Below are 20,801 nucleotides of genomic sequence, written 5' to 3' on the forward strand. Positions count from 1 at the left end.
TTTACATGAATAATACCTCTACACGGAACGTAGAATTTATTGAGGTATTATTTGGTTTAGCTAGGATGCGTAAACAGTACAATTTTTCTACTGTCACTTGCTAAATAATTACAACAACATACTAATAAGGAAAATAACAATGGCAAAGGGGCAATCTTTACAAGACCCATTCTTAAACGCACTGCGTCGTGAGCGCGTGCCGGTTTCTATTTATCTTGTCAATGGCATCAAGCTTCAGGGTCAAATCGAGTCTTTCGACCAATTTGTTATCCTACTGAAAAATACCGTTAATCAGATGGTATACAAGCATGCTATTTCGACAGTAGTTCCTGCGCGAGCAGTAACTCATCACAGCAGTAATGAACGTGCAGATCGCACTCAAGAGAAATCTGAAGACTAATTGAAAAAGTTATTTAATCATCAAGTATCTTGTGTAAGGAGCTTATCGCTTGTTTGACCGGTATGAATCAGGTGAACAGGCGGTACTTGTTCATATTAATTTTACACAAGAAGGGGAGTGGGAAGACCTAGCTGAATTTGAGATGTTAGTGTCTTCTGCGGGTGTTAACAACCTGCAAACCATAACGGGTAGCCGTCAATCCCCCCATGCGAAGTACTTTGTGGGTGAGGGTAAAGCACAAGAAATTGCTGATTTTGTTCAGCAACTTGAGGCTGAGATAGTTATCTTTAACCATTCCCTTTCTCCTGCTCAGGAACGAAACTTAGAACAGTTGTGCAAATGCCGAGTGCTAGACCGTACGGGTCTTATCTTGGATATATTTGCTCAAAGGGCGAGAACCCATGAGGGTAAGCTGCAAGTAGAGTTGGCGCAATTGCGTCATATTTCCACTCGATTGATTCGTGGTTGGACTCACTTGGAGAGACAAAAAGGTGGTATCGGTTTAAGAGGGCCGGGTGAAACCCAGCTTGAAACCGACCGTCGTTTGCTTAGAGATCGAATCAAAGCGATTTTACGTCGCCTAGAAAAGGTGGCTAAGCAACGCGAACAAGGTCGCAGAGCAAGAAAGCGAGCTGAAATCCCGACAGTCTCTTTGGTTGGATATACCAACGCCGGCAAGTCCACTCTGTTTAATAGAATTACTGAAGCTAGCGTTTATGCTGCTGATCAGTTATTTGCTACCTTGGACCCAACTCTACGTAAGATAGAGTTAGACGATGTAGGCCTAGCTATCCTAGCGGATACGGTAGGTTTTATACGTCACCTTCCGCATGATTTGGTTGCAGCCTTTAAGGCAACCTTGCAGGAAACCCAAGAAGCAGACATCTTGTTACATGTTATAGATGCTAGTGACGAACGTTTCAGAGAGAATGTCCAAGCCGTCGATATCGTTTTAGAAGAGATTGATGCGCACGAGATCCCAGTCTTACTTGTCATGAACAAGATAGACAACATGGAACAGCAGTCTCCTCGTATTGAGTATAACGAAGAGGGTGTGCCCACTACTGTGTGGGTTTCTGCGATGGAAGGCTTGGGTTTAGACCTACTGTTTCAAGCGTTGACTGAACGCTTAGCGAGTCAAATGGTCGAATATACCCTGAGTATACCTCCCCTGTATCAGGGGCGTTTACGCAGTGTATTTTTCAACATGAAATCTATTCGACAAGAAGCATATGATTCAGAAGGTAACTTGTTGATTGATATTCGAATGCAGCAAGCCGATTGGGCTAGACTGCAAAAGAGGGAAGAGGCGCAGTTGGACGACTTTATAGTCGGTTAAAAGACTGTTACTTTATAACGTCATATCTAGTGATGGAGTTTTCTAATGGCGTGGAACGAGCCTGGAAATAACAACGGAAACAATGGCCGCGATAATGACCCTTGGGGTAATAAAGATCGTGGCAATCAGCAATCCGGTGGTCGCAATCAAGGACCGCCAGATTTAGACGAAGTATTTAGCAAGCTGAGTCAAAAGCTGGGTGGTAAATTTGGTAAGCGTGGTGGTGGTTCATCGTCAGGCGGCGGTGGCGCTGTTGGTTTTGGACTGATTGCTGTAGTCGCTATCGTTATCTGGGTTGCCTCTGGTTTCTACACCGTAGGTGAAGCAGAGCGTGGCGTAGTGCTTCGTTTAGGTAAATACGATCGTATCGTAGACCCTGGTCTGAACTGGCGTCCACGTTTTGTCGACGAAGTAACGACAGTTAACGTTCAAGCAATTCGTGCACTGCAAGCTTCAGGCTTAATGCTTACGAAGGATGAAAACGTTGTAACTGTTGGTATGGGTGTTCAATACCGCGTATCAGATCCGTACAAGTACTTGTATCGCGTAACGAACGCTGATGACAGTTTGCGTCAAGCGACAGATTCTGCACTACGTGCGGTAATCGGTGACTCTTTGATGGACAGCATCCTAACAAGTGGTCGTCAGCAAATTCGTCAAAGCACTCAAGAGACTCTGAATGAAATTATTGATGGTTATGACATGGGTATCCTTGTTGTTGACGTCAACTTCCAGTCAGCACGTCCACCAGAGCAAGTTAAAGACTCATTCGATGACGCTATCGCAGCGCGTGAGGATGAGGAGCGTTTCATTCGTGAAGCAGAAGCTTACAAGAATGAAATCTTGCCGAAAGCAACAGGTCGTGCAGAGCGTCTGAAGAAAGAGGCATTGGGTTACAGCGAGCGCATCGTTAACGAAGCGTTTGGTCAAGTGGCTCAGTTCGAGAAACTACTACCAGAATATCAAGCAGCTCCAGAGGTTACTCGTAACCGTCTGTACCTAGATACAATGGAAGAAGTGTACTCAAATACATCTAAAGTGCTTATTGATTCAGAATCAAGCGGCAACCTACTGTACTTGCCAATCGATAAGTTAGCGGGTCAAGAAGGTTCAGCAACTAAACGCTCTAGTAAGTCGTCTTCAGCGTACGATCAAATAGAGCTAGATGCGGAGACAACACCGCAGCCGTCTTCAACTGACACTCGTTCAACTACTACTCGTCAAGGGAGATACTAGGAATGCGTAAGTTAATGATCCCAGTATTGGTGGTTGCACTAGCACTAATGCTAATGTCGGTATTCGTTGTACCTGAAGGTGAGCGCGGTATCGTGGTTCGATTTGGTCGTATCTTGAAAGACAACACAGATATGTCCCGTATTTACCCACCGGGCTTGCACTTCAAGATGCCACTGTTTGACAACGTTAAGCGTCTAGATGCACGTATTCAGACTATGGATGGCCGTTCTGACCGTTTTGTAACGTCAGAGAAAAAAGACGTGATCATCGATTCGTATGTGAAATGGCGTATCGAAGACTTCGGTCAGTACTACCTAGCAACAGGTGGTGGTAATTCACTGACAGCGCAAGCGCTATTGGAACGTAAAGTGACCGATGTGCTTCGTGCTGAAATCGGTTCTCGCGAAATCAAGCAGATTGTATCGGGTCCTCGAAATGAGGCTGTTTTACCAGATGAGGATGAGCTAGATGAAACGGTTTCTGAAGCAGCTCGTGAAGCAGTAGAGATCGATGGTGAGCGTGATAAGATCATGGAAGTAGTACTTAACGATACTCGTCAAAGTGCTATGGATGACTTGGGTGTTCGCGTTGTTGACTTCCGAATGAAGAAGATCAACCTACCGGATGAAATCTCTGAGTCTATCTACCGTCGTATGCGTGCAGAGCGTGAATCTGTAGCGCGTAAGCACCGTTCTCAAGGTCGTGAGAAGGCAGAAGTTATCCGAGCTCAAGCTGAGCTAGAGGTAGCGACTGTACTTGCTGAAGCCGATAGAACAGCTCGAGTAACTCGTGGTGACGCAGACGCAACTGCAGCTAAGATTTACTCTGAAGCGTACAACAAAGATCCTGAGTTCTACAGCTTCGTTCGTTCACTAAGAGCGTATGAGAAATCGTTCTCTGAGAAAGGGGACATCATGGTTCTTGATCCGAAGAGCGACTTCTTCCGCTTCATGAACGATTCTAGTGGCGCACCTCGCAAGTAATATCAACTAGATATCGCAAAGGCTCCTTTAATAGGAGCCTTTTTTATTCATACAAAATAGGAAGTAGATATGTCTCAAGGGATATGGATTGCTTTAGGCTTGGTTTTAATATTGGAAGGGATAGGTCCATTACTTGCTCCAAATGCATGGCGCAATATGATGGCGCAACTCAGCCAACAGCCTGACAATCAGCTTAGAAGACTGGGTGGGTGCCTTGTTGTTGCCGGAGCAGTAATTACCTTTATGTTACTGTGAGTATTAATAAAGTTTTTGCTTCTAGCTTAAATCAATTTGAATAACCGCCATTATTTTATGGTTAGTGTTTAAAAAATGACTGCAAATTTGATTTTTCGGTGCTAGAATCCTTTTTTAACTAGCAATCAGATTTGGAAAGATGGGAAATAACGTAGTTGTTTTAGGCACCCAATGGGGTGACGAAGGTAAAGGTAAAATCGTTGACCTTTTAACTGAAGATGCGAAGTATGTGGTGCGCTATCAAGGCGGTCACAATGCAGGCCACACTCTAGTTATTGACGGTGAAAAAACCGTTCTACACTTAATTCCATCAGGCATCCTGCGTGATAATGTGAAATGCATTATCGGTAACGGTGTTGTACTTTCTCCAGAAGCACTTCTGAAAGAAATGAAGCCTCTTGAAGAGCGCGGAATCCCAGTACGCGAGCGTCTATTCGTTTCAGAAGCGTGTCCTCTAATTCTTCCTTACCATGTGGCTATCGACCAAGCTCGTGAAATTGCACGTGGTAAAAAAGCGATTGGTACTACGGGTCGTGGTATCGGTCCAGCGTACGAAGATAAAGTTGCTCGTCGCGGCCTACGCGTTGGTGACTTGTTTGACAAAGTTGCATTCGCTGAAAAACTAAAAGAAGTAATGGAATTCCATAACTTCCAGTTAGAGCATTTCTACAAAGCAGACACAGTAAGCTACGAAGAAGTTCTAGAGCAAGCGATGAGCTATGCAGATCTTCTTACTTCAATGGTTATTGATGTAACTGATGAACTTGACGCAGCACGTAAGCGTGGCGACAAAATCATGTTTGAAGGTGCTCAAGGTACGCTTCTAGATATCGACCACGGTACTTACCCGTACGTAACGTCTTCTAACACCACAGCAGGTGGCGTAGCAGCAGGTTCTGGTTTCGGTCCTCGTCATATCGGTTACATTCTAGGTATCGCAAAAGCGTACTGTACTCGTGTAGGTTCTGGTCCGTTCCCAACTGAGCTATATGATGGCTTGGACAAGCAAGACCCAGTAGGTAAACACTTGGGTGATGTTGGTCATGAGTTTGGCGCAACGACTGGTCGTCTACGTCGTACTGGTTGGTTCGATGCAGTAGCTATGCGCCGCGCGGTTCAAATCAACTCAATCACTGGTTTCTGTCTAACTAAACTAGACGTACTAGATGGTCTAGAAGAACTGAAAATCTGTACTGGTTACAAGATGAAAGACGGTTCTGTACTAGAAGTTTCTCCAATGGCTGCAGAAGCATTTGAAGAAGCAACGCCTATCTATGAAACAGTACCAGGTTGGTCTGAAAAAACATTCGGTGCAACTTCTCTTGAGCAATTGCCACAAGCGGCTCTAGATTACATCAAGCGCATCGAAGAGCTAACAGGCGTGCCTATCGATATCATCTCTACCGGTCCTGACCGTAACGAGACTATGATCAAGGTTCACCCATTTAATTCTTAATTGAATTGGCACCTTGAATAAAAAAACCGGCAATCGCCGGTTTTTTTGTATCTGCTATTCTGCTTTGAATTAAAGAACCTTATGTGGTCCAAAGCACTCATAGTTTAATTGCTCTTTGGCATAGCCTAGCTCGATCAGTTGCTGAGCGACAGATTGCATGAAAGCAACAGGGCCGCAGAAGTACACCTTGGCATTCTTTGGTAGCTGTTTTTGGCTCAATTTAGACAGGTTAATCAACCCTTCTGCTTGATAGTCTTCAGATTGAAGGTCCGATGCTAGCGGACTACGATACCAAGTGAAGTGCTCAAAGTTATCCGTGCTGTTGCAAAGCTGAGATACGTGTTCTTTAAAGGCATGCTGCTCGCCATTTTCAGCAGCGTGTAACCAAGTTACCGCTTGGTCGCTTTGTTCAAGCGTCTCTAGCATGGATAACATAGGTGTAAGGCCTACACCTGCAGAGATAAGCACGACAGGTTCTTTCGATTCTGAATCTAAAAAGAAATCGCCTGCAGGTGGTGCAAGTTTGACAATATCGCCTTGTTGCAGGTGATCGTGCAGGAAGTTAGACACTTTACCTTCACCCTCGCGCTTCACTGAAATGCGGTAGGTGCTGCCATTGGCGGCTGCCGATAGGCTGTATTGGCGGATTTCTTGGTTTTCAAATTTCGGTGTGTTGAGGTAGATACCCAGATATTGTCCTGGCTTAAAGTCAGCAACTGATCCACCGTCAACTGGCTTGAATACAAAGCTGGTTATTACCGCGCTCTCATCCTTTTTCTCTATTACTTCGAATTCGCGAAGCCCACGCCAACCGCCTCGACTCTGCTCATTGGCTACGTAAATCTGCTCTTCACGTTGGATGAATATATTAGCCAGAACACCGTAAGCCTCGCCCCATGCATCAAGTACTTCTTGGCCTGGAGAAAATAGCTCGTCAATGGTGCCTAATAAATGGCTACCAACGATGTTGTATTGCTCTGCGGTGATCATGAAGCTGGTGTGCTTTTGTGCGATTTTTTCTACAACAGGTAATAGAGCACCTAGGTTATCGATGTTAGAAGCGTAACCGCAGATAGCATTAAATAATGCTTCTCTTTGGTCGCCATTGCGCTGATTACTCATGTTAAAAATATCTTGCAGCTCTGGATTATGAGCAAACATGCGATCATAGAAATGCGTCGTTAATTTAGGGCCCGTTTCTGCCAAGAGTGGGGCGGTAGCTTTAACGATATCAATGGTTTTCTGTTCTAACATCTTAGTTATCCATTTAAAGGTGTATTTTAAAGTCATGTTTAATGTTGTAGAAAATGTATATTAAAGTCAACAAAAGAATTACACTTGTGGAACGATACGGAGTACCACTATGCAAATTACCAGCTTTACTGACTATGCCATTCGCACACTCATCTACTTGGCTGCACTTAAAGATGATGAACTGACCAACATTACACAAGTCAGTGAAGTGTTCGATATCTCTCGCAACCACATGGTTAAGATCGTTAACAAACTAGGTCAAACTGGCTTTATTGAAACTATTCGAGGTAAGAATGGTGGCATTAGGTTGAATAAGCCAGCGAGTGAAATAAATATAGGGCATGTGATCAGAGAGTTAGAGCCACTTAAAGTAATCAACTGTTCTCCAGAATTTTGCCATATTACCCCTGCATGCCGACTTAAAGGCTACCTACATAACGCAAAGGAAGCGTTTTTAGCAGAGCTAGATAAATGCAATCTTGATGATTTGGTGGATGATAATTCAGAACTGATGATTCTGTTGTCTAAGGGCTAGACGTAAAAAGCGAATATTTCATTAATTTTTAAAGCATTTTTTCCTTGTAGGGCATTACTAGAATATACTTTACACAATTATTCTAATTAATGAGCACCCCCATGTCCGATTCTAATTCTCTTGACCCCCATGCAGATCGAGAGGCGAAAAATTATGAAAACCCAGTACCGAGTAGAGAGTTCATTTTAAGCTTTCTAGAAAGTGCTGGCGCACCAATGAATCGCAATGATTTATTTACTGCCCTTGAGCTTGATGGTGAAGAACAATATGAAGGCTTACGTCGCAGGCTAAATGCTATGTTGCGCGATGGTCAGTTGGTCTTTACTCGTCGTCAATGCTTCGCCTTGCCAGAAAAACTCGAGATGATAAAAGGGCATGTAATTGGTCATAAAGATGGCTATGGATGGGTACGCCCTGAGGGCGTGATTGGCAAGGAACATGACCTTGTTCTGCCATTCCATCAGATGCGTGGCATCATTCACGGTGACTATGTTCTCGCTCAAGAATCAGGCACTGATAAACGAGGTCGAAAAGAGGCTCGTATTGTTCGAGTACTTGAAGAGCGCTCTATGCAGATCGTGGGTCGCTTCTTCTTAGAGTTTGGACAAGCCTATGTTGTTGCCGACGATTCAAGAATCCACCAAGATATCCTTATTCCCAAAGAACATAGAATGGGTGCTCGCATGGGGAATGTCGTGGTTATCGAGATCACCGACAGGGGGAGTCGTTCTCGAGGCATGACAGGTCAAGTGGTTGAGGTACTAGGGGAAAACCTAGCACCGGGCATGGAAACTCAAATCGCTATTCGCACTCATCAAATTCCCAATGAATGGCCAGAAGAAGTCACCAAACAGATTGCTTCTCTTGAAGAAGAAGTACCAGAGCAGGCTAAAAAAGGGCGTGTTGACCTTAGAGAGTTGCCACTAGTAACTATCGATGGTGAAGATGCTCGAGACTTCGATGATGCTGTTTTCTGTGAAAAGAAAAAAAGCGGTGGCTGGCGACTATGGGTAGCTATTGCAGATGTCAGTTATTACGTTCGTCCCGACTCTGCGTTAGACAAAGAAGCCATTAATCGCGGCAACTCTGTATATTTCCCTTCTCAAGTTGTGCCTATGCTACCTGAGGTACTTTCGAACGGATTGTGTTCATTGAACCCGGAAGTTGACCGCTTGTGTATGGTCTGTGAGATGACGGTTTCCGAAAGCGGTAAACTGTCTGGTTATAAGCATTATGAAGCTGTGATGAACTCTCACGCTCGCCTTACTTATACCAAGGTGAACGATATTCTCAATGGTGATGAAGAGCTTAATCAGCGTTACGAGCCGTTGGTGCCGCACCTTCAAGAGCTGCACAACATGTATCGAGTTCTTAAAACTGCTCGAGACGGTAGAGGCGCGATAGAGTTTGAAACGGTAGAAACTAAATTCATCTTTAATGCGGATAGAAAGATTGACCGCATTGAACCGGTAATTCGCAATGATGCACATAAGCTCATTGAAGAGTGCATGATTTTGGCGAACATTGCCTCGGCTTCACTTGTAGAGAAACTAAAAGAACCTGCTCTGTATCGAATCCATGAATCTCCGGGAGAGCAACGACTGGTTGGCTTCAAAGACTTCTTGAGTGAGCTTGGCCTGACTTTGAATGGTGGGCTTGAACCGTCTCCTACTGATTATGCTGATTTGATGCACGTTGTCACCCAACGTCCGGACAAAGAACTGATTCAGACAATGTTGCTACGCTCAATGAAGCAAGCTGTGTATAATCCCGACAACGCCGGGCACTTTGGCCTAGCTCTGAAGCGATACGCACACTTCACTTCTCCGATTCGTCGCTACCCTGACTTGTTGTTACACCGTGCAATCAAGTACTTAATTGCCAAGCAGGAAGGTCACAACCAAGACCGATGGACTCCAACAGGCGGTTTTCATTACTCCTTTGATGATATGGATGTGTTTGGTGAGCAATGTTCAACGACAGAGCGCCGTGCCGATGATGCGACTCGTGATGTAGCCGATTGGCTAAAGTGTGAGTACATGCAAGACCATGTGGGTGAAGAACTCGATGGTGTTATTGCTAATGTGACTGGTTTTGGCTTCTTTGTTAGGCTGACTGAACTGCACATTGATGGCTTAGTGCATATATCCGCACTAGCCAATGACTACTACCGCTATGATGCAGTAAGCCAAAGATTGGTGGGTGAAAGCTCGGGCCAGATATATCGTTTAGGCGATCAGGTTAAGGTGAAAGTGCTAGCGGTTAACCTTAACGACAAACAAATTGATTTTGAATTAGCCGGTACTGTACGTACGCCTAAAGGCAAAGGAAAAACGGCGAAGAAGCGCTTAGTCGAAGAAGCAAAGCGCTTTGACCAAAAGAAAGAGGGCGCAGCAGGAAAAGGTCGCTCCAAACGTGCGAAGACTATGGTAGAACCTACGGTTCGCCCTGATGGCAGCTCTGATGAGAAACCTGCATCTAAGAAGCGAAAGTCGCAAAAAGCCCGCAAGAGTAAAGCACGTAGCAGCAAGAATAAAGCTCGTGGTTCGAAGAAATAAGAGAAGCAAATAATGAGTAACGAATATATTTACGGTATCCACGCAGTTAAAGCGGTACTAGAGAAAGATCCTGTACGCTTTATCGAAGCGTTTGTTTTAAAGGGGCGTCAGGATGACCGTTTGTTACCTTTAATCAATCAGCTTCAGGCATTTGGTGTGTCCATTCAGCAAACAGGCCGTAAGGCGCTGGATGATAAAGCCAAGGGCGCAAACCACCAGGGTATTATTGGCCGTGTTAAGCCAGCAAAAGCTCTGAATGAGAACGACTTAGATACGATTCTAGCTTCTGAAGCTAACCCATTACTTCTTATCTTGGATGGCGTCACGGATCCACACAACCTAGGTGCTTGTCTGCGTAATGCTGATGCAGCGGGTGTAGCGGCAGTGATTGTTCCTAAAGATAAATCAGCGCCTCTAACAGCGACGGTTAGCAAGGTGGCGTGTGGCGCCGCGGAAACCGTACCATTGGTTCGTGTGACTAACCTAGCGCGTACTATGCGTCACCTACAAGAACAGAACGTGTGGATTGTAGGTACGGCAGGAGAGGCGACTCATGATGTGTATCAAAGCAAGCTAACGGGTCCTTTAGCGATTGTGATGGGTGCAGAGGGAGATGGCATGCGTCGTCTTACTCGTGAAACCTGTGACGACTTGATTAAGATCCCTATGGCAGGTTCAGTATCAAGCCTCAACGTTTCTGTAGCTTCAGGCATCTGCTTATTTGAAGCTGTGAGACAACGTCAAGGTTAAGCGCTATTAACCCATGATAAAATAGGAGCTTCGGCTCCTATTTTTGTATCAAGGATTAGCTCATACCGACTAGCCCTTCGCCGATTTATATCGACAATGAGAAACGGCGGGGTGGTAACGTTTTGGCGTTTCCTGAGCGTAAGCGGATGATTGAAGAGTCTGGCGTAGAGAATTTGGCACAGGTTTTCACCTAACTAAAATACACGAAAGAGTTCCATATTGACCTTTCCCAGTCCGTTTGAAGTGTCCTTAATAAACAATAGCTTATGGATAAGTGTCCCTAACTGGTGAGAGACGACGGGCGGCAGAAAAACTATATTCTCCAGATACCCCTTTTTTACTTGATCTTACTGACTGCTTTCTGTACTATTTGCCGTCCTTAAAACTCGGTCATTTATCTTTAGTTCCTTGCTTCCTCTGGACGACCGAGCCATTCGTGGAAGCTAATAATCCGTAAGGAGCAACACATGCGTCATTACGAAATCGTATTCATGGTGCACCCTGATCAAAGCGAGCAAGTTGCTGGCATGATCGAGCGTTACACTGGTTCTATCAACGAAGCTGGCGGTACTATCCACCGTCTAGAAGACTGGGGTCGTCGTCAACTGGCTTACCCAATCAACAAGCTTCACAAAGCTCACTACGTTCTTATGAACGTTGAAGCTGATCAAGCTGTGATCGACGAGCTAGAAACTGCTTTCCGTTTTAACGATGCAGTTCTACGCAACATGATCATGCGCACTAAAGGCGCTGTGACTGAGCAATCAATCATGCTTAAGCAAAAAGAAGAGCGTGCAGAGCGTGCTCCTCGTCGCGAAGAGCGTACTGAAGCTAAGCCAGAAGCATCTGCTGAGTAATTGATTGTATGACCAATCGAATGGACTTAAGCGGCATTGTTGCTAAAGACCCTATTCGAACGCAAAGCCCCTCGGGGATATCACATTGCCAATTTTGGCTCGAGCATCGCTCAAATGTGATGGAAGCTGAGCTTCCAAGACAGGTTTACTGTCGAATGCCTGTAGTGGTGAGTGGCAAAGGGTCACACACATTAACTCAAGAACTAGTTAAAGGCAGTACAATCAGGGTAAGCGGCTTTGTTGCTTATCAAATGAGTCGAAATGGCTCAGGAAAACTGGTTTTACATGCCGAAGATATCACTCAAATTTAAGATCAGGAGATAGCCCATGGCTCGTTTCTTCCGTCGTCGTAAATTCTGCCGTTTTACTGCAGAAGGCGTACAAGAGATTGATTACAAAGACGTAGCAACTCTTAAAAACTACATCACTGAAGCTGGTAAAATCGTACCTAGCCGTATCACTGGTACAAGCGCTAAATATCAGCGTCAACTAGCTCGTGCAATCAAGCGTTCTCGCTACCTAGCACTACTGCCGTACACTGATAAGCATCAGTAATCGGCACCGTTTATTAAATAGAGGATTAAATAATGCAAGTTATTCTACTTGATAAAATCGGTAACCTAGGTGCACTTGGCGATACTGTTAACGTTAAATCTGGTTACGCTCGTAACTACCTTATTCCTCAAAATAAGGCAGTAATGGCTACTAAAGCTAACGTTGAAATGTTTGAAGCTCGTCGTGCTGAACTAGAAGCTAAAGTTGCTGAGCAACTAGCTGCTGCTGAAGCTCGTGCTGAGAAAGTTAACGCTCTAGAAGCTGTTGTTATCGCTTCTAAAGCTGGTGACGAAGGCAAACTATTCGGTTCTATCGGTACTCGTGACATCGCTGACGCTGTTACAGCTGCTGGCGTTGAAGTTGCTAAGAGCGAAGTTCGTCTTCCTGAAGGCGCACTACGTAACACTGGTGAGTTCGAAGTAAGCGTTCAACTTCACTCTGAAGTTTTCGCAACTGTGAACCTACAAGTTGTACCTGCAGAGTAATTCTTTACTCTAATGACGATTTGAAAACACCGGCCTCGGCCGGTGTTTTTTTATGTCTGAAATTTGTAATTAGAAAAGAAACAGTAAGTTCACAGAGAAGACCGAGTCGGTATTACTTAATCCGCTAGGCACCTTGTTATGGTGCTGTCGGTTGTGTACTAACTTTAGTGCAATATCTTCGGTGATGGCATTAATGACAGAAATCTCAGTATCGGTTCGCGTATTGCTTTCACCCGCAACGACAGTAATCTTGCCACCTATCGATAATGACTCAATTGGTTTCCAAACCATAGCCAGGTTACCACGTATGATGGCCTCTTGGACGGTTTCAGGAAAAACGATATCGTCATCGCCAATCTCATCCAAGTTCGGTTCTTGGTAACGATAACCAGGGCCCAGTTCCCCTTCTACCAATAGATGCTTGGTATTGGTTAATTGATAACCCAAACCCATAGACACTGTGTAGTCGGTATAGTAGGAACTGTACTTTGAGTCATACCCATTAAAACTCGAATATGCGTAGCTCTTAGGCCCGAGCTTATAGTCTCCCTGAAGATCATAGGTAGATTGGCGTTTATCTTCTTCGCCGTCTTTATACAGTAGGTAGTATTTCCACTCACCAGTAAGACGATAGCGGTTTTTGATGTACTCACCACTCAGTCGTGCGTTCATGGATTCTGAGTCTGAGTTTCCAGAGTGAGCCTGATAACCAAACTCGACTTCACTCTTAAAGGGGGAAGGGCTCTCGATATCCGTATCAGTAAGCTCTTCCGCATGGAGCACTGAGCACATCAGAGACCCCAGACAAAATAGCAATTTTTTCGACACGAAATACCTCTAGCATAAAATAGCGCTGGCGCATTGTACCCTAACTCTTTGGCTAAGCGTCAAGCCTAGGTAAAAAATTATACAATGGGTGTTAACTCAACTTCAAACCTGTCACTCTTGAGACAACGTCATAAGCGGTTAGTTTTTATGACGATGTCTATTAAAGTTAATTTTCTAAACACATCATCATTAGCATTGGTATAATGCAAAGAACAGCAAGTCACTGAGCACATTCATGGTAGATCAACGAACAAACACAAAACAAGATTCCCAAGTCGATGCAATCAAAGCGCCTCCACATTCATTAGAGGCTGAGCAGTCGGTAATTGGTGGATTATTGCTGGATAATGAGCGTTGGGATACCGTTGCCGAAAAAGTGATGGCATCAGACTTTTATAGTCGCCCGCATAGATTGATCTTCGAAGCGGTAAAAACCCTTCTTGAAGACAGCCAGCCACTTGATTTAATTACGCTATCCGAGTTCTTAGAGCGTCGTGAGCAACTTGAAGATGTGGGTGGGTTTGCTTACCTAGCTGACCTTGTAAAGAACACTCCGAGTGCGGCAAACATCAATGCCTATGCCGAGATAGTGGCAGAGCGAGCAGTCGTTCGAAATCTGATTGGTGTTGCTAACGAGATTGCCGATGCGGGTTATGACCCACAAGGTCGTTCATCCAGTGATCTTGTGGATTTTGCAGAGAGTAAAGTTTTTGCGATTGCAGAAGAGCGCAGTAATGAGAAAGATGGTCCTCAGAATGTAGATAACATTCTTGAGAAAACCCTAGAGCGTATCGAGGAGCTATACAAAACTCCGCAAGATGGCGTGACAGGTGTAGATTCTGGCTTTAACGATCTGAACAAGAAAACGGCAGGCCTTCAACCGTCTGATCTGATTATTGTTGCGGCTCGTCCATCTATGGGTAAAACCACATTTGCGATGAACCTGTGTGAAAACGCAGCGATGAGCTCTGATAAGCCCGTTCTTATCTTCTCTCTAGAGATGCCTTCAGAACAAATTATGATGAGGATGCTTGCCTCGTTATCTCGCGTTGACCAAACCAAGATTCGTACTGGCCAACTAGACGATGAAGATTGGGCTCGTATCTCATCAAGTATGGGTATTCTGATGCAAAAGAAGAATATGTTCATTGATGATAGCTCAGGGTTAACACCAACAGAATTACGCTCTCGCGCAAGACGAATCGCCCGTGATAACGGTGGCTTAAGTCTCATCATGGTTGACTACCTGCAATTGATGCGCGTTCCAGGTATGCAAGACAATCGTACTTTGGAGATCTCCGAAATATCGCGTTCCTTGAAAGCATTGGCGAAAGAGCTACAAGTGCCGGTTGTTGCGCTTTCGCAGCTTAACCGTTCCTTGGAGCAACGTGCAGACAAACGTCCGATCAACTCGGATCTTCGTGAATCAGGTGCGATCGAGCAGGATGCCGATTTGATCATGTTTATCTACCGCGATGAGGTTTACAACCCAGATAGCTCTATGAAAGGCACCGCAGAAATTATTCTCGGTAAACAGCGTAACGGCCCTATCGGTTCAGTTCGTTTGACCTTCCAAGGACAGTACTCTCGCTTTGATAACTACGCAGGTCCTGCATTCGATTATGATGACGAGTAGGAAGTGGCATGAGTAGATTAAAGGCCGCTGTTGCATCAATCAATACCGATGCTCTTTGCCATAATATCGAATTACTGCATAAGCAAGCGCCTAACAGTCGTTTACTCGCAGTAGTTAAAGCTAATGGTTATGGGCACGGTTTATTAGAAGTGGCCAAACATGCCGAAGGTGCCGATGCCTTTGGCGTGGCTCGTGTTGAGGAAGCGCTGCAGCTTCGTGCGGGGGGGATTGTTAAACCCGTACTGTTACTAGAAGGCTTCTACTCGGCGAGTGATCTACCTATCCTAGTCACCAACAACATACAAACCGTGGTGCATTGCGAAGAGCAGTTAGAGGCTCTGGATCAAGCAGAGCTAGAAAATCCTGTAGTGGTATGGTTGAAAATGGATACAGGAATGCACCGTCTAGGTGTGCGCCCTGAACATTATGACGAGTATATTCAGCGACTGCATAACTGCAAAAACGTGGCACATCCGCTGCGTTATATGAGCCATTTTGGCTGCGCAGACGAACTAGAGAATCCAATCACTTCGCAACAAATTGAGCTATTTAAGAGTACGACTGCTAATTGTACTGGCGAACGCTCAATTGCAGCTTCTTCTGGCATTTTGTCTCGTAGTGATAGCCATTTTGAGTGGGTACGACCTGGCATCATCATGTATGGGGTGTCTCCGTTTAGTGATAAGAATGCTCAGCAGTTAGGTTACCGTCCAGTGATGACGTTGCGCTCGCACCTTATTGCGGTTAACGAACTTAAGGCCGGTGAAAGCGTGGGTTACGGCGCAAACTGGACTTCAGATCGAGATACCAAGATCGGTGTGATTGCTGTGGGATATGGTGATGGCTATCCTCGCATGGCACCAAATGGCACTCCTGTGTTAGTCAACAATCGCAAGGTTCCATTAGTAGGACGAGTATCGATGGATATGCTGACTGTTGATCTCGGGCCTGATGCTAGCGACAAAGTAGGTGACCCTTCCGTACTTTGGGGAGAAGCTTTGCCCGTAGAAGAAGTCGCAAGGTACGTAGGGACGATTGGTTATGAGTTGGTGACCAAACTCACCTCTCGTGTGATACCTGTTTACACTAAAGACAGTATTTAGCCAACTAAACTGTGAACTAACTCAACAATTGCGTGAAACGCTTCAGTGATAATCCCACATCAACCGTGGAACACGGTACATTAGATGAAATTATTTAAGTGATGGTGCTAGGCACGGTCGCTATTACCTGTATCAGGGGAGCTTAGCAATCGAGTCGCTTTGGCTATTCGTTGTTAAGCAAAACTTAAATTTAAAAATAATGGGAACTCACAATGTTGAAAAACATCAATCCGACGCACACCGATGCATGGAAAGCCTTAACTGCTCACTTTGAATCTGCTCAAGATATGGAGATGAAAGATCTCTTTGCCCAAGATTCAGAGCGTTTTGATAACTTCTCTAAAAAATTCGGCGACGACATCTTAGTTGACTACTCAAAGAACCTAGTTAACGACGAAACTATGAAGCACCTGTTTGATCTTGCGAAACAAACAGAGCTGAAGTCTGCGATCGACGCAATGTTCTCTGGCGAGACCATCAATAAAACGGAAGGACGTTCAGTTCTTCACACAGCACTTCGTAACCGCAGCAACACTCCAGTAGTGGTTAATGGCGAAGATGTAATGCCAGCAGTGAACGCTGTGCTTGAAAAGATCAAAACGTTTACTGACCGCGTTATTGGTGGTGAGTGGAAAGGTTATACTGGCAAAGCAATCACTGACGTAGTGAACATCGGTATCGGTGGTTCAGATCTAGGTCCATTCATGGTGACTGAAGCATTAGCACCATACAAGAATCACCTAAACCTACACTTCGTTTCTAACGTTGATGGTACACATATCGCTGAAACCCTTAAGAAAGTGAATCCAGAAACAACATTGTTCTTGGTGGCTTCTAAGACGTTCACTACTCAAGAAACAATGACTAACGCACACAGTGCGCGTGACTGGTTCCTTGCTGAAGCACAAGATGAAGCTCACGTAGCTAAGCACTTCGCTGCTCTTTCTACAAATGGCGAAGCAGTGTCTGAGTTCGGTATTGATACAGACAACATGTTTGAGTTCTGGGATTGGGTCGGTGGCCGTTACTCTCTATGGTCTGCAATCGGTCTTTCTATTGCACTAGGTGTAGGCTACGACAACTTTGTTGAGTTGCTTGCGGGTGCTCACGAGATGGATAACCATTTCAAGTCAACAGATCTTGAGAACAACATCCCAACAATACTTGCGCTTATTGGTATTTGGTACAACAACTTCCACGGTGCTGAGTCTGAGACTATTCTTCCATACGATCAATACATGCACCGCTTTGCTGCTTACTTCCAGCAAGGCAACATGGAATCAAATGGTAAGTACACTGACCGTAATGGCGATGCTGTTGATTACCAAACTGGCCCAATCATCTGGGGTGAGCCAGGTACTAACGGTCAACACGCGTTCTACCAGTTGATTCACCAAGGCACTAAACTGATTCCGTGTGATTTCATTGCACCAGCAATCAGTCACAACCCAACGGGTGATCATCACCAGAAACTAATGTCGAACTTCTTTGCTCAAACAGAAGCATTGGCGTTTGGTAAGTCTCGTGAAGTGGTTGAAGCTGAGCTTGTAGCTGCAGGTAAATCAGCACAGGAAGTGGCTGAGCTAGCACCATTCAAGGTATTTGAAGGCAATCGTCCAACAAACTCTATCCTTGTGAAGCAAATTACTCCGCGCACGCTGGGTAACCTAATCGCAATGTACGAGCACAAGATCTTTGTTCAAGGTGTAATTTGGAACATCTTTACCTTTGATCAGTGGGGCGTAGAGCTAGGTAAACAACTAGCAAATCAAATCCTTCCTGAGTTGGCTGACGATTCTGCAGTAGACTCACACGATAGCTCTACTAACGGTTTGATTAACGCATTTAAACAGTATAAAGCGTAATTTATCTAACGTTATTTAAGGCCAGCCATAGTGCTGGTCTTTTTTATGTCTGTAATAAACTGGTCTATTTTATAGACAGGATGTAGAATACGCCCTCATTTTTATTCGTGGATTGAACCTTATGTACCCATCTTCTAGACTCTCTGTCGCTCCAATGCTCGATTGGACGGATCGTCATTGTCGATATTTTCACAGGTTGCTGTCGCAAAACACTTTGTTGTATACCGAGATGGTAACAACGGGTGCGATTATTCATGGTAAGGGTGACTTTCTACGTTTTAGCGAACAGGAGCATCCCATTGCTCTGCAGCTTGGTGGCTCAAATGCTAAAGATCTCGCGCACTGTGCAAAACTGGCAGAAGAGCGTGGCTATGATGAGGTGAACCTTAATGTGGGCTGCCCATCTGACAGAGTGCAAAACGGTAGGTTTGGCGCCTGTCTTATGGCTGAACCACAGTTGGTTGCAGACTGCATTGCCGAAATGAAATCGGTCGTCGATATTCCTGTAACAGTAAAAACCCGTATTGGTATTGATGACCAAGATTCGTATGAATTTTTGACTGACTTTGTTTCTATTGTCCATGAGAAGGGTGGTTGTGATCACTTTACTATTCATGCGCGTAAAGCGTGGCTGAGTGGACTTAGCCCGAAAGAAAACCGAGAGATCCCACCGTTGGATTACCCTCGCGCTTATCAGATCAAGAAAGATTTTCCGCACTTAGATATTGCTGTTAACGGCGGCGTGAAAACCTTAGAAGAAACGTTAGAGCATCTAGAGCATCTTGATGGCGTAATGATCGGTCGAGAGGCTTATCAAAACCCATACCTGTTAGCGGAAGTGGACCAACGTATCTTTGGTCAAGACAAGCCAATCATTAAACGTAGTGAAGTGGTTGAGTTAATGTACCCATACATTGAGCAACAACTTTCCGAAGGTGCTTACCTAGGGCATATCACCCGTCACATGCTAGGTTTGTTCCAAAGCATGCCCGGTGCACGTCAATGGCGACGCTATATTAGTGAAAATGCACACAAGCCAGGCTCAGGTATTGAGGTGGTTGAGGCTGCATTAGCTAAAATTCCTAAAGAGTTAGGTGTGTAAAACTCACCACTAACTGGTTATTTTTACTAAACTCTATTCTCGAAAAGGCTCTCGCATTTGGTGAGAGCCTTTTTTATTGTATTTAATCAATGGGTTAACATGTGGCATAAGGTTGGCAAGGTACTTGCTTTCTAAGTGTAATAGAGGGGATGACGCGCGATGCTACCCCACACCATTAATCTGTAGTTGGAGAGTGTCTATGTTTGAGCTACTTATGTTGTTGATGTTCTTTGGCGTATTTTTCTTTACGGGCCTGACTTTCTTTGGCCTATTAATGGCGTTTTTCGTCGTATTTGCATTCAGTCTAGTGTTAGGTTTGCTAGGGGCGGCTCTTAAGTTCTTACCCTATATCCTACTTGCAGTTGTGATCTACTGGGTGCTTAAGCGTACAAGTGCATGTTCATGATGTTAGTTATTGATTTAACTAAGGTGTATGTATGCTAGTATCTGCTCATAAAGTAACGATTTTAGTTTTCTTGGGAGTGGAAAATGAACAAATGCACGTTAATTGTGGTCGTTGGAGCCAGTGCATTAGCAAGTTCTTGGTCAGTGCAGGCAAAAGTCGCTGAGCCAGGTGTTCATGGTAAGGTTACTGCAGATATGTTCTGGGGTAGCACGAAGATCAGAGAAACTCGTCAAGAAGATGACGAAATTCCGGTGCTAGCTGCGCAAATAGAGCACGATGTACCTTACCTACCTAACTTTAGAATTCGCTACACAGCGTTAGATACCCAATACATTGCTCATGATAAGTTCGATTACACCTTCTACTATCGACCTTTGAGAACTGAAAATCTTGAGTTAGATCTTGGCTTCACTCTGACGGACTATCGCAATAGTTTCTATGAAGATACAGATACAGGCGAAAGTGGTGACTTTGATGGCATTATCTTTAGTTGGTACGCCAACGCATTAATTGCTGTCCCTAATACAAACCTAGCGGTCATCGGTGAGTTTGATTTTGGCGAGACATCCGACATTAAGTCAGCAGATCTAACAGGAGGCTTACAATACACCTTCGACCTAGATTCAGTAGATTTAGTTGTGCGTGGTGGCTATCGAGTATTGGATTACACCTTCAAAGAGTTTGACAGTAAAGCCTATGGTTTTGTAGACGGTTGGTTTGTCGGTGGGCAAGTCGCTTTCTAGAGCGGTAATCAAAATGATTAAGCCCATCTTCGGATGGGTTTTTTATTGCCTATAGCTTCTGGTCGAGCGAAATTCAATCGCAAAAGGTCAACAGGCCCTAGTAATTGATAGCTGTTCTCAATTCGCAATTTCACGGGTTTAGTCCATCCTTAATAGAGTTAAATAGGAGCAAGCCTTTATATGACAATCAATGAACTTCGTGTGTTATATCGCTCTGAGCGTTTGGTAGAAGCAATCGTAGAACAAGCCGATCAAGACGGCTTGTGGGTAGTTGAGTTTAGAGACAGTCATGGAGGGATACTTGCTCTTACTGATCCGCAAGGAGAACAGCGTTATTACAATGACTTAGACTCTGCTTCTAAGAGCGCGATGGCGGTTGGATTCAGCCAAGTGAGAGTTGAAGTCTTGTAGGTAAAACTCTTTTTCATTCCTTTTGATTATTAAACATACCCCTT

At 44.7% G+C, this 20,801-nt stretch carries 22 protein-coding genes; 20 read left to right on the forward strand and 2 right to left on the reverse strand.

The window, feature by feature from the left end:
- Positions 1-139: 139 nt before the first annotated feature.
- From hfq to OCU46_RS01170, 6 genes are all read left to right on the forward strand, one after another.
- A complete protein-coding gene (gene hfq, locus OCU46_RS01145) occupies positions 140-400 on the forward strand; it encodes an RNA chaperone Hfq (RefSeq protein WP_017027514.1) in 261 nt (86 codons plus the stop codon).
- Between the two features lie 49 nt (positions 401-449).
- Positions 450-1,739, forward strand: a complete 1,290-nt coding sequence (gene hflX, locus OCU46_RS01150) for a ribosome rescue GTPase HflX (protein ID WP_141273548.1) — start codon at positions 450-452, stop codon at positions 1,737-1,739.
- A 45-nt stretch (positions 1,740-1,784) separates the two neighbouring features.
- Positions 1,785-2,975: an FtsH protease activity modulator HflK gene (gene hflK / locus OCU46_RS01155; RefSeq protein WP_141273550.1), complete on the forward strand. Its 1,191-nt coding sequence runs from the start codon at positions 1,785-1,787 to the stop codon at positions 2,973-2,975.
- A 2-nt stretch (positions 2,976-2,977) separates the two neighbouring features.
- The gene (gene hflC, locus OCU46_RS01160; RefSeq protein ID WP_141273552.1) at positions 2,978-3,958 is read left to right on the forward strand and encodes a protease modulator HflC; all 981 of its coding nucleotides are present in this window, start codon (positions 2,978-2,980) and stop codon (positions 3,956-3,958) included.
- Positions 3,959-4,027: 69 nt separating this feature from the next.
- Positions 4,028-4,213, forward strand: coding sequence for a DUF2065 domain-containing protein (locus tag OCU46_RS01165; RefSeq protein WP_017027510.1), 186 nt, complete (start codon positions 4,028-4,030; stop codon positions 4,211-4,213).
- A gap of 139 nt (positions 4,214-4,352) precedes the next feature.
- Positions 4,353-5,669, forward strand: coding sequence for an adenylosuccinate synthase (locus OCU46_RS01170; RefSeq protein WP_141273554.1), 1,317 nt, complete (start codon positions 4,353-4,355; stop codon positions 5,667-5,669).
- Between the two features lie 69 nt (positions 5,670-5,738).
- Here OCU46_RS01170 and hmpA read toward each other — a convergent pair whose 3' ends face one another.
- Positions 5,739-6,923, reverse strand: coding sequence for an NO-inducible flavohemoprotein (hmpA, locus tag OCU46_RS01175; protein ID WP_141273555.1), 1,185 nt, complete (start codon positions 6,921-6,923; stop codon positions 5,739-5,741).
- A gap of 109 nt (positions 6,924-7,032) precedes the next feature.
- Between hmpA and nsrR the strand changes: the two genes are divergently transcribed.
- The 7 genes from nsrR to rplI all read left to right on the forward strand — a co-directional run bounded on the left by nsrR (position 7,033) and on the right by rplI (position 12,663).
- The gene (gene nsrR / locus OCU46_RS01180; RefSeq protein WP_141273558.1) at positions 7,033-7,458 is read left to right on the forward strand and encodes a nitric oxide-sensing transcriptional repressor NsrR; all 426 of its coding nucleotides are present in this window, start codon (positions 7,033-7,035) and stop codon (positions 7,456-7,458) included.
- Positions 7,459-7,559: 101 nt separating this feature from the next.
- Complete coding sequence (rnr, locus tag OCU46_RS01185; protein WP_141273560.1) at positions 7,560-10,016, forward strand: ribonuclease R; 2,457 nt, start codon at positions 7,560-7,562, stop codon at positions 10,014-10,016.
- Positions 10,017-10,028: 12 nt separating this feature from the next.
- Positions 10,029-10,766, forward strand: coding sequence for a 23S rRNA (guanosine(2251)-2'-O)-methyltransferase RlmB (gene rlmB, locus OCU46_RS01190; RefSeq protein ID WP_141273562.1), 738 nt, complete (start codon positions 10,029-10,031; stop codon positions 10,764-10,766).
- Positions 10,767-11,233: 467 nt separating this feature from the next.
- Positions 11,234-11,623, forward strand: a complete 390-nt coding sequence (gene rpsF, locus OCU46_RS01195) for a 30S ribosomal protein S6 (protein ID WP_017027503.1) — start codon at positions 11,234-11,236, stop codon at positions 11,621-11,623.
- A gap of 8 nt (positions 11,624-11,631) precedes the next feature.
- Positions 11,632-11,934 carry a primosomal replication protein N gene (priB, locus tag OCU46_RS01200; protein WP_208733580.1) on the forward strand — a complete coding sequence of 101 codons (303 nt, stop codon included), beginning with the start codon at positions 11,632-11,634 and terminating at the stop codon, positions 11,932-11,934.
- 16 nt (positions 11,935-11,950) lie between these two features.
- Positions 11,951-12,178: a 30S ribosomal protein S18 gene (gene rpsR / locus OCU46_RS01205; protein ID WP_000090472.1), complete on the forward strand. Its 228-nt coding sequence runs from the start codon at positions 11,951-11,953 to the stop codon at positions 12,176-12,178.
- 32 nt (positions 12,179-12,210) lie between these two features.
- The gene (gene rplI, locus OCU46_RS01210) at positions 12,211-12,663 is read left to right on the forward strand and encodes a 50S ribosomal protein L9 (protein WP_141273564.1); all 453 of its coding nucleotides are present in this window, start codon (positions 12,211-12,213) and stop codon (positions 12,661-12,663) included.
- Positions 12,664-12,732: 69 nt separating this feature from the next.
- Here the strand turns inward: rplI and OCU46_RS01215 are convergent, their stop codons facing one another.
- The gene (locus OCU46_RS01215; RefSeq protein WP_141273566.1) at positions 12,733-13,455 is read right to left on the reverse strand and encodes a DUF481 domain-containing protein; all 723 of its coding nucleotides are present in this window, start codon (positions 13,453-13,455) and stop codon (positions 12,733-12,735) included.
- A gap of 271 nt (positions 13,456-13,726) precedes the next feature.
- On the opposite strand from OCU46_RS01215, the gene OCU46_RS01220 reads away from it, so the two are divergent.
- From OCU46_RS01220 to OCU46_RS01250, 7 genes are all read left to right on the forward strand, one after another.
- Positions 13,727-15,127, forward strand: a complete 1,401-nt coding sequence (locus tag OCU46_RS01220; protein WP_141273568.1) for a replicative DNA helicase — start codon at positions 13,727-13,729, stop codon at positions 15,125-15,127.
- 8 nt (positions 15,128-15,135) lie between these two features.
- Positions 15,136-16,230, forward strand: a complete 1,095-nt coding sequence (gene alr / locus OCU46_RS01225) for an alanine racemase (RefSeq protein WP_141273570.1) — start codon at positions 15,136-15,138, stop codon at positions 16,228-16,230.
- Between the two features lie 212 nt (positions 16,231-16,442).
- Positions 16,443-18,095 carry a glucose-6-phosphate isomerase gene (gene pgi, locus OCU46_RS01230; RefSeq protein ID WP_141273572.1) on the forward strand — a complete coding sequence of 551 codons (1,653 nt, stop codon included), beginning with the start codon at positions 16,443-16,445 and terminating at the stop codon, positions 18,093-18,095.
- Between the two features lie 121 nt (positions 18,096-18,216).
- On the forward strand, positions 18,217-19,197 hold the full coding sequence (gene dusA / locus OCU46_RS01235; protein ID WP_141273574.1) for a tRNA dihydrouridine(20/20a) synthase DusA: 981 nt from the start codon (positions 18,217-18,219) through the stop codon (positions 19,195-19,197).
- Between the two features lie 199 nt (positions 19,198-19,396).
- Complete coding sequence (locus tag OCU46_RS01240; RefSeq protein WP_017027495.1) at positions 19,397-19,603, forward strand: envelope stress response protein PspG; 207 nt, start codon at positions 19,397-19,399, stop codon at positions 19,601-19,603.
- An 83-nt stretch (positions 19,604-19,686) separates the two neighbouring features.
- Entirely contained in the window at positions 19,687-20,346 is a 660-nt protein-coding gene (locus tag OCU46_RS01245; protein ID WP_141273576.1) for a TIGR04219 family outer membrane beta-barrel protein, read from the forward strand.
- 180 nt (positions 20,347-20,526) lie between these two features.
- A complete protein-coding gene (locus OCU46_RS01250; protein WP_119009253.1) occupies positions 20,527-20,757 on the forward strand; it encodes a thymidylate kinase in 231 nt (76 codons plus the stop codon).
- The last annotated feature ends 44 nt before the right edge of the window (positions 20,758-20,801 follow it).

Source organism: Vibrio comitans (assembly GCA_024346835.1).
In the GTDB taxonomy this organism is placed as follows: domain Bacteria; phylum Pseudomonadota; class Gammaproteobacteria; order Enterobacterales; family Vibrionaceae; genus Vibrio; species Vibrio comitans.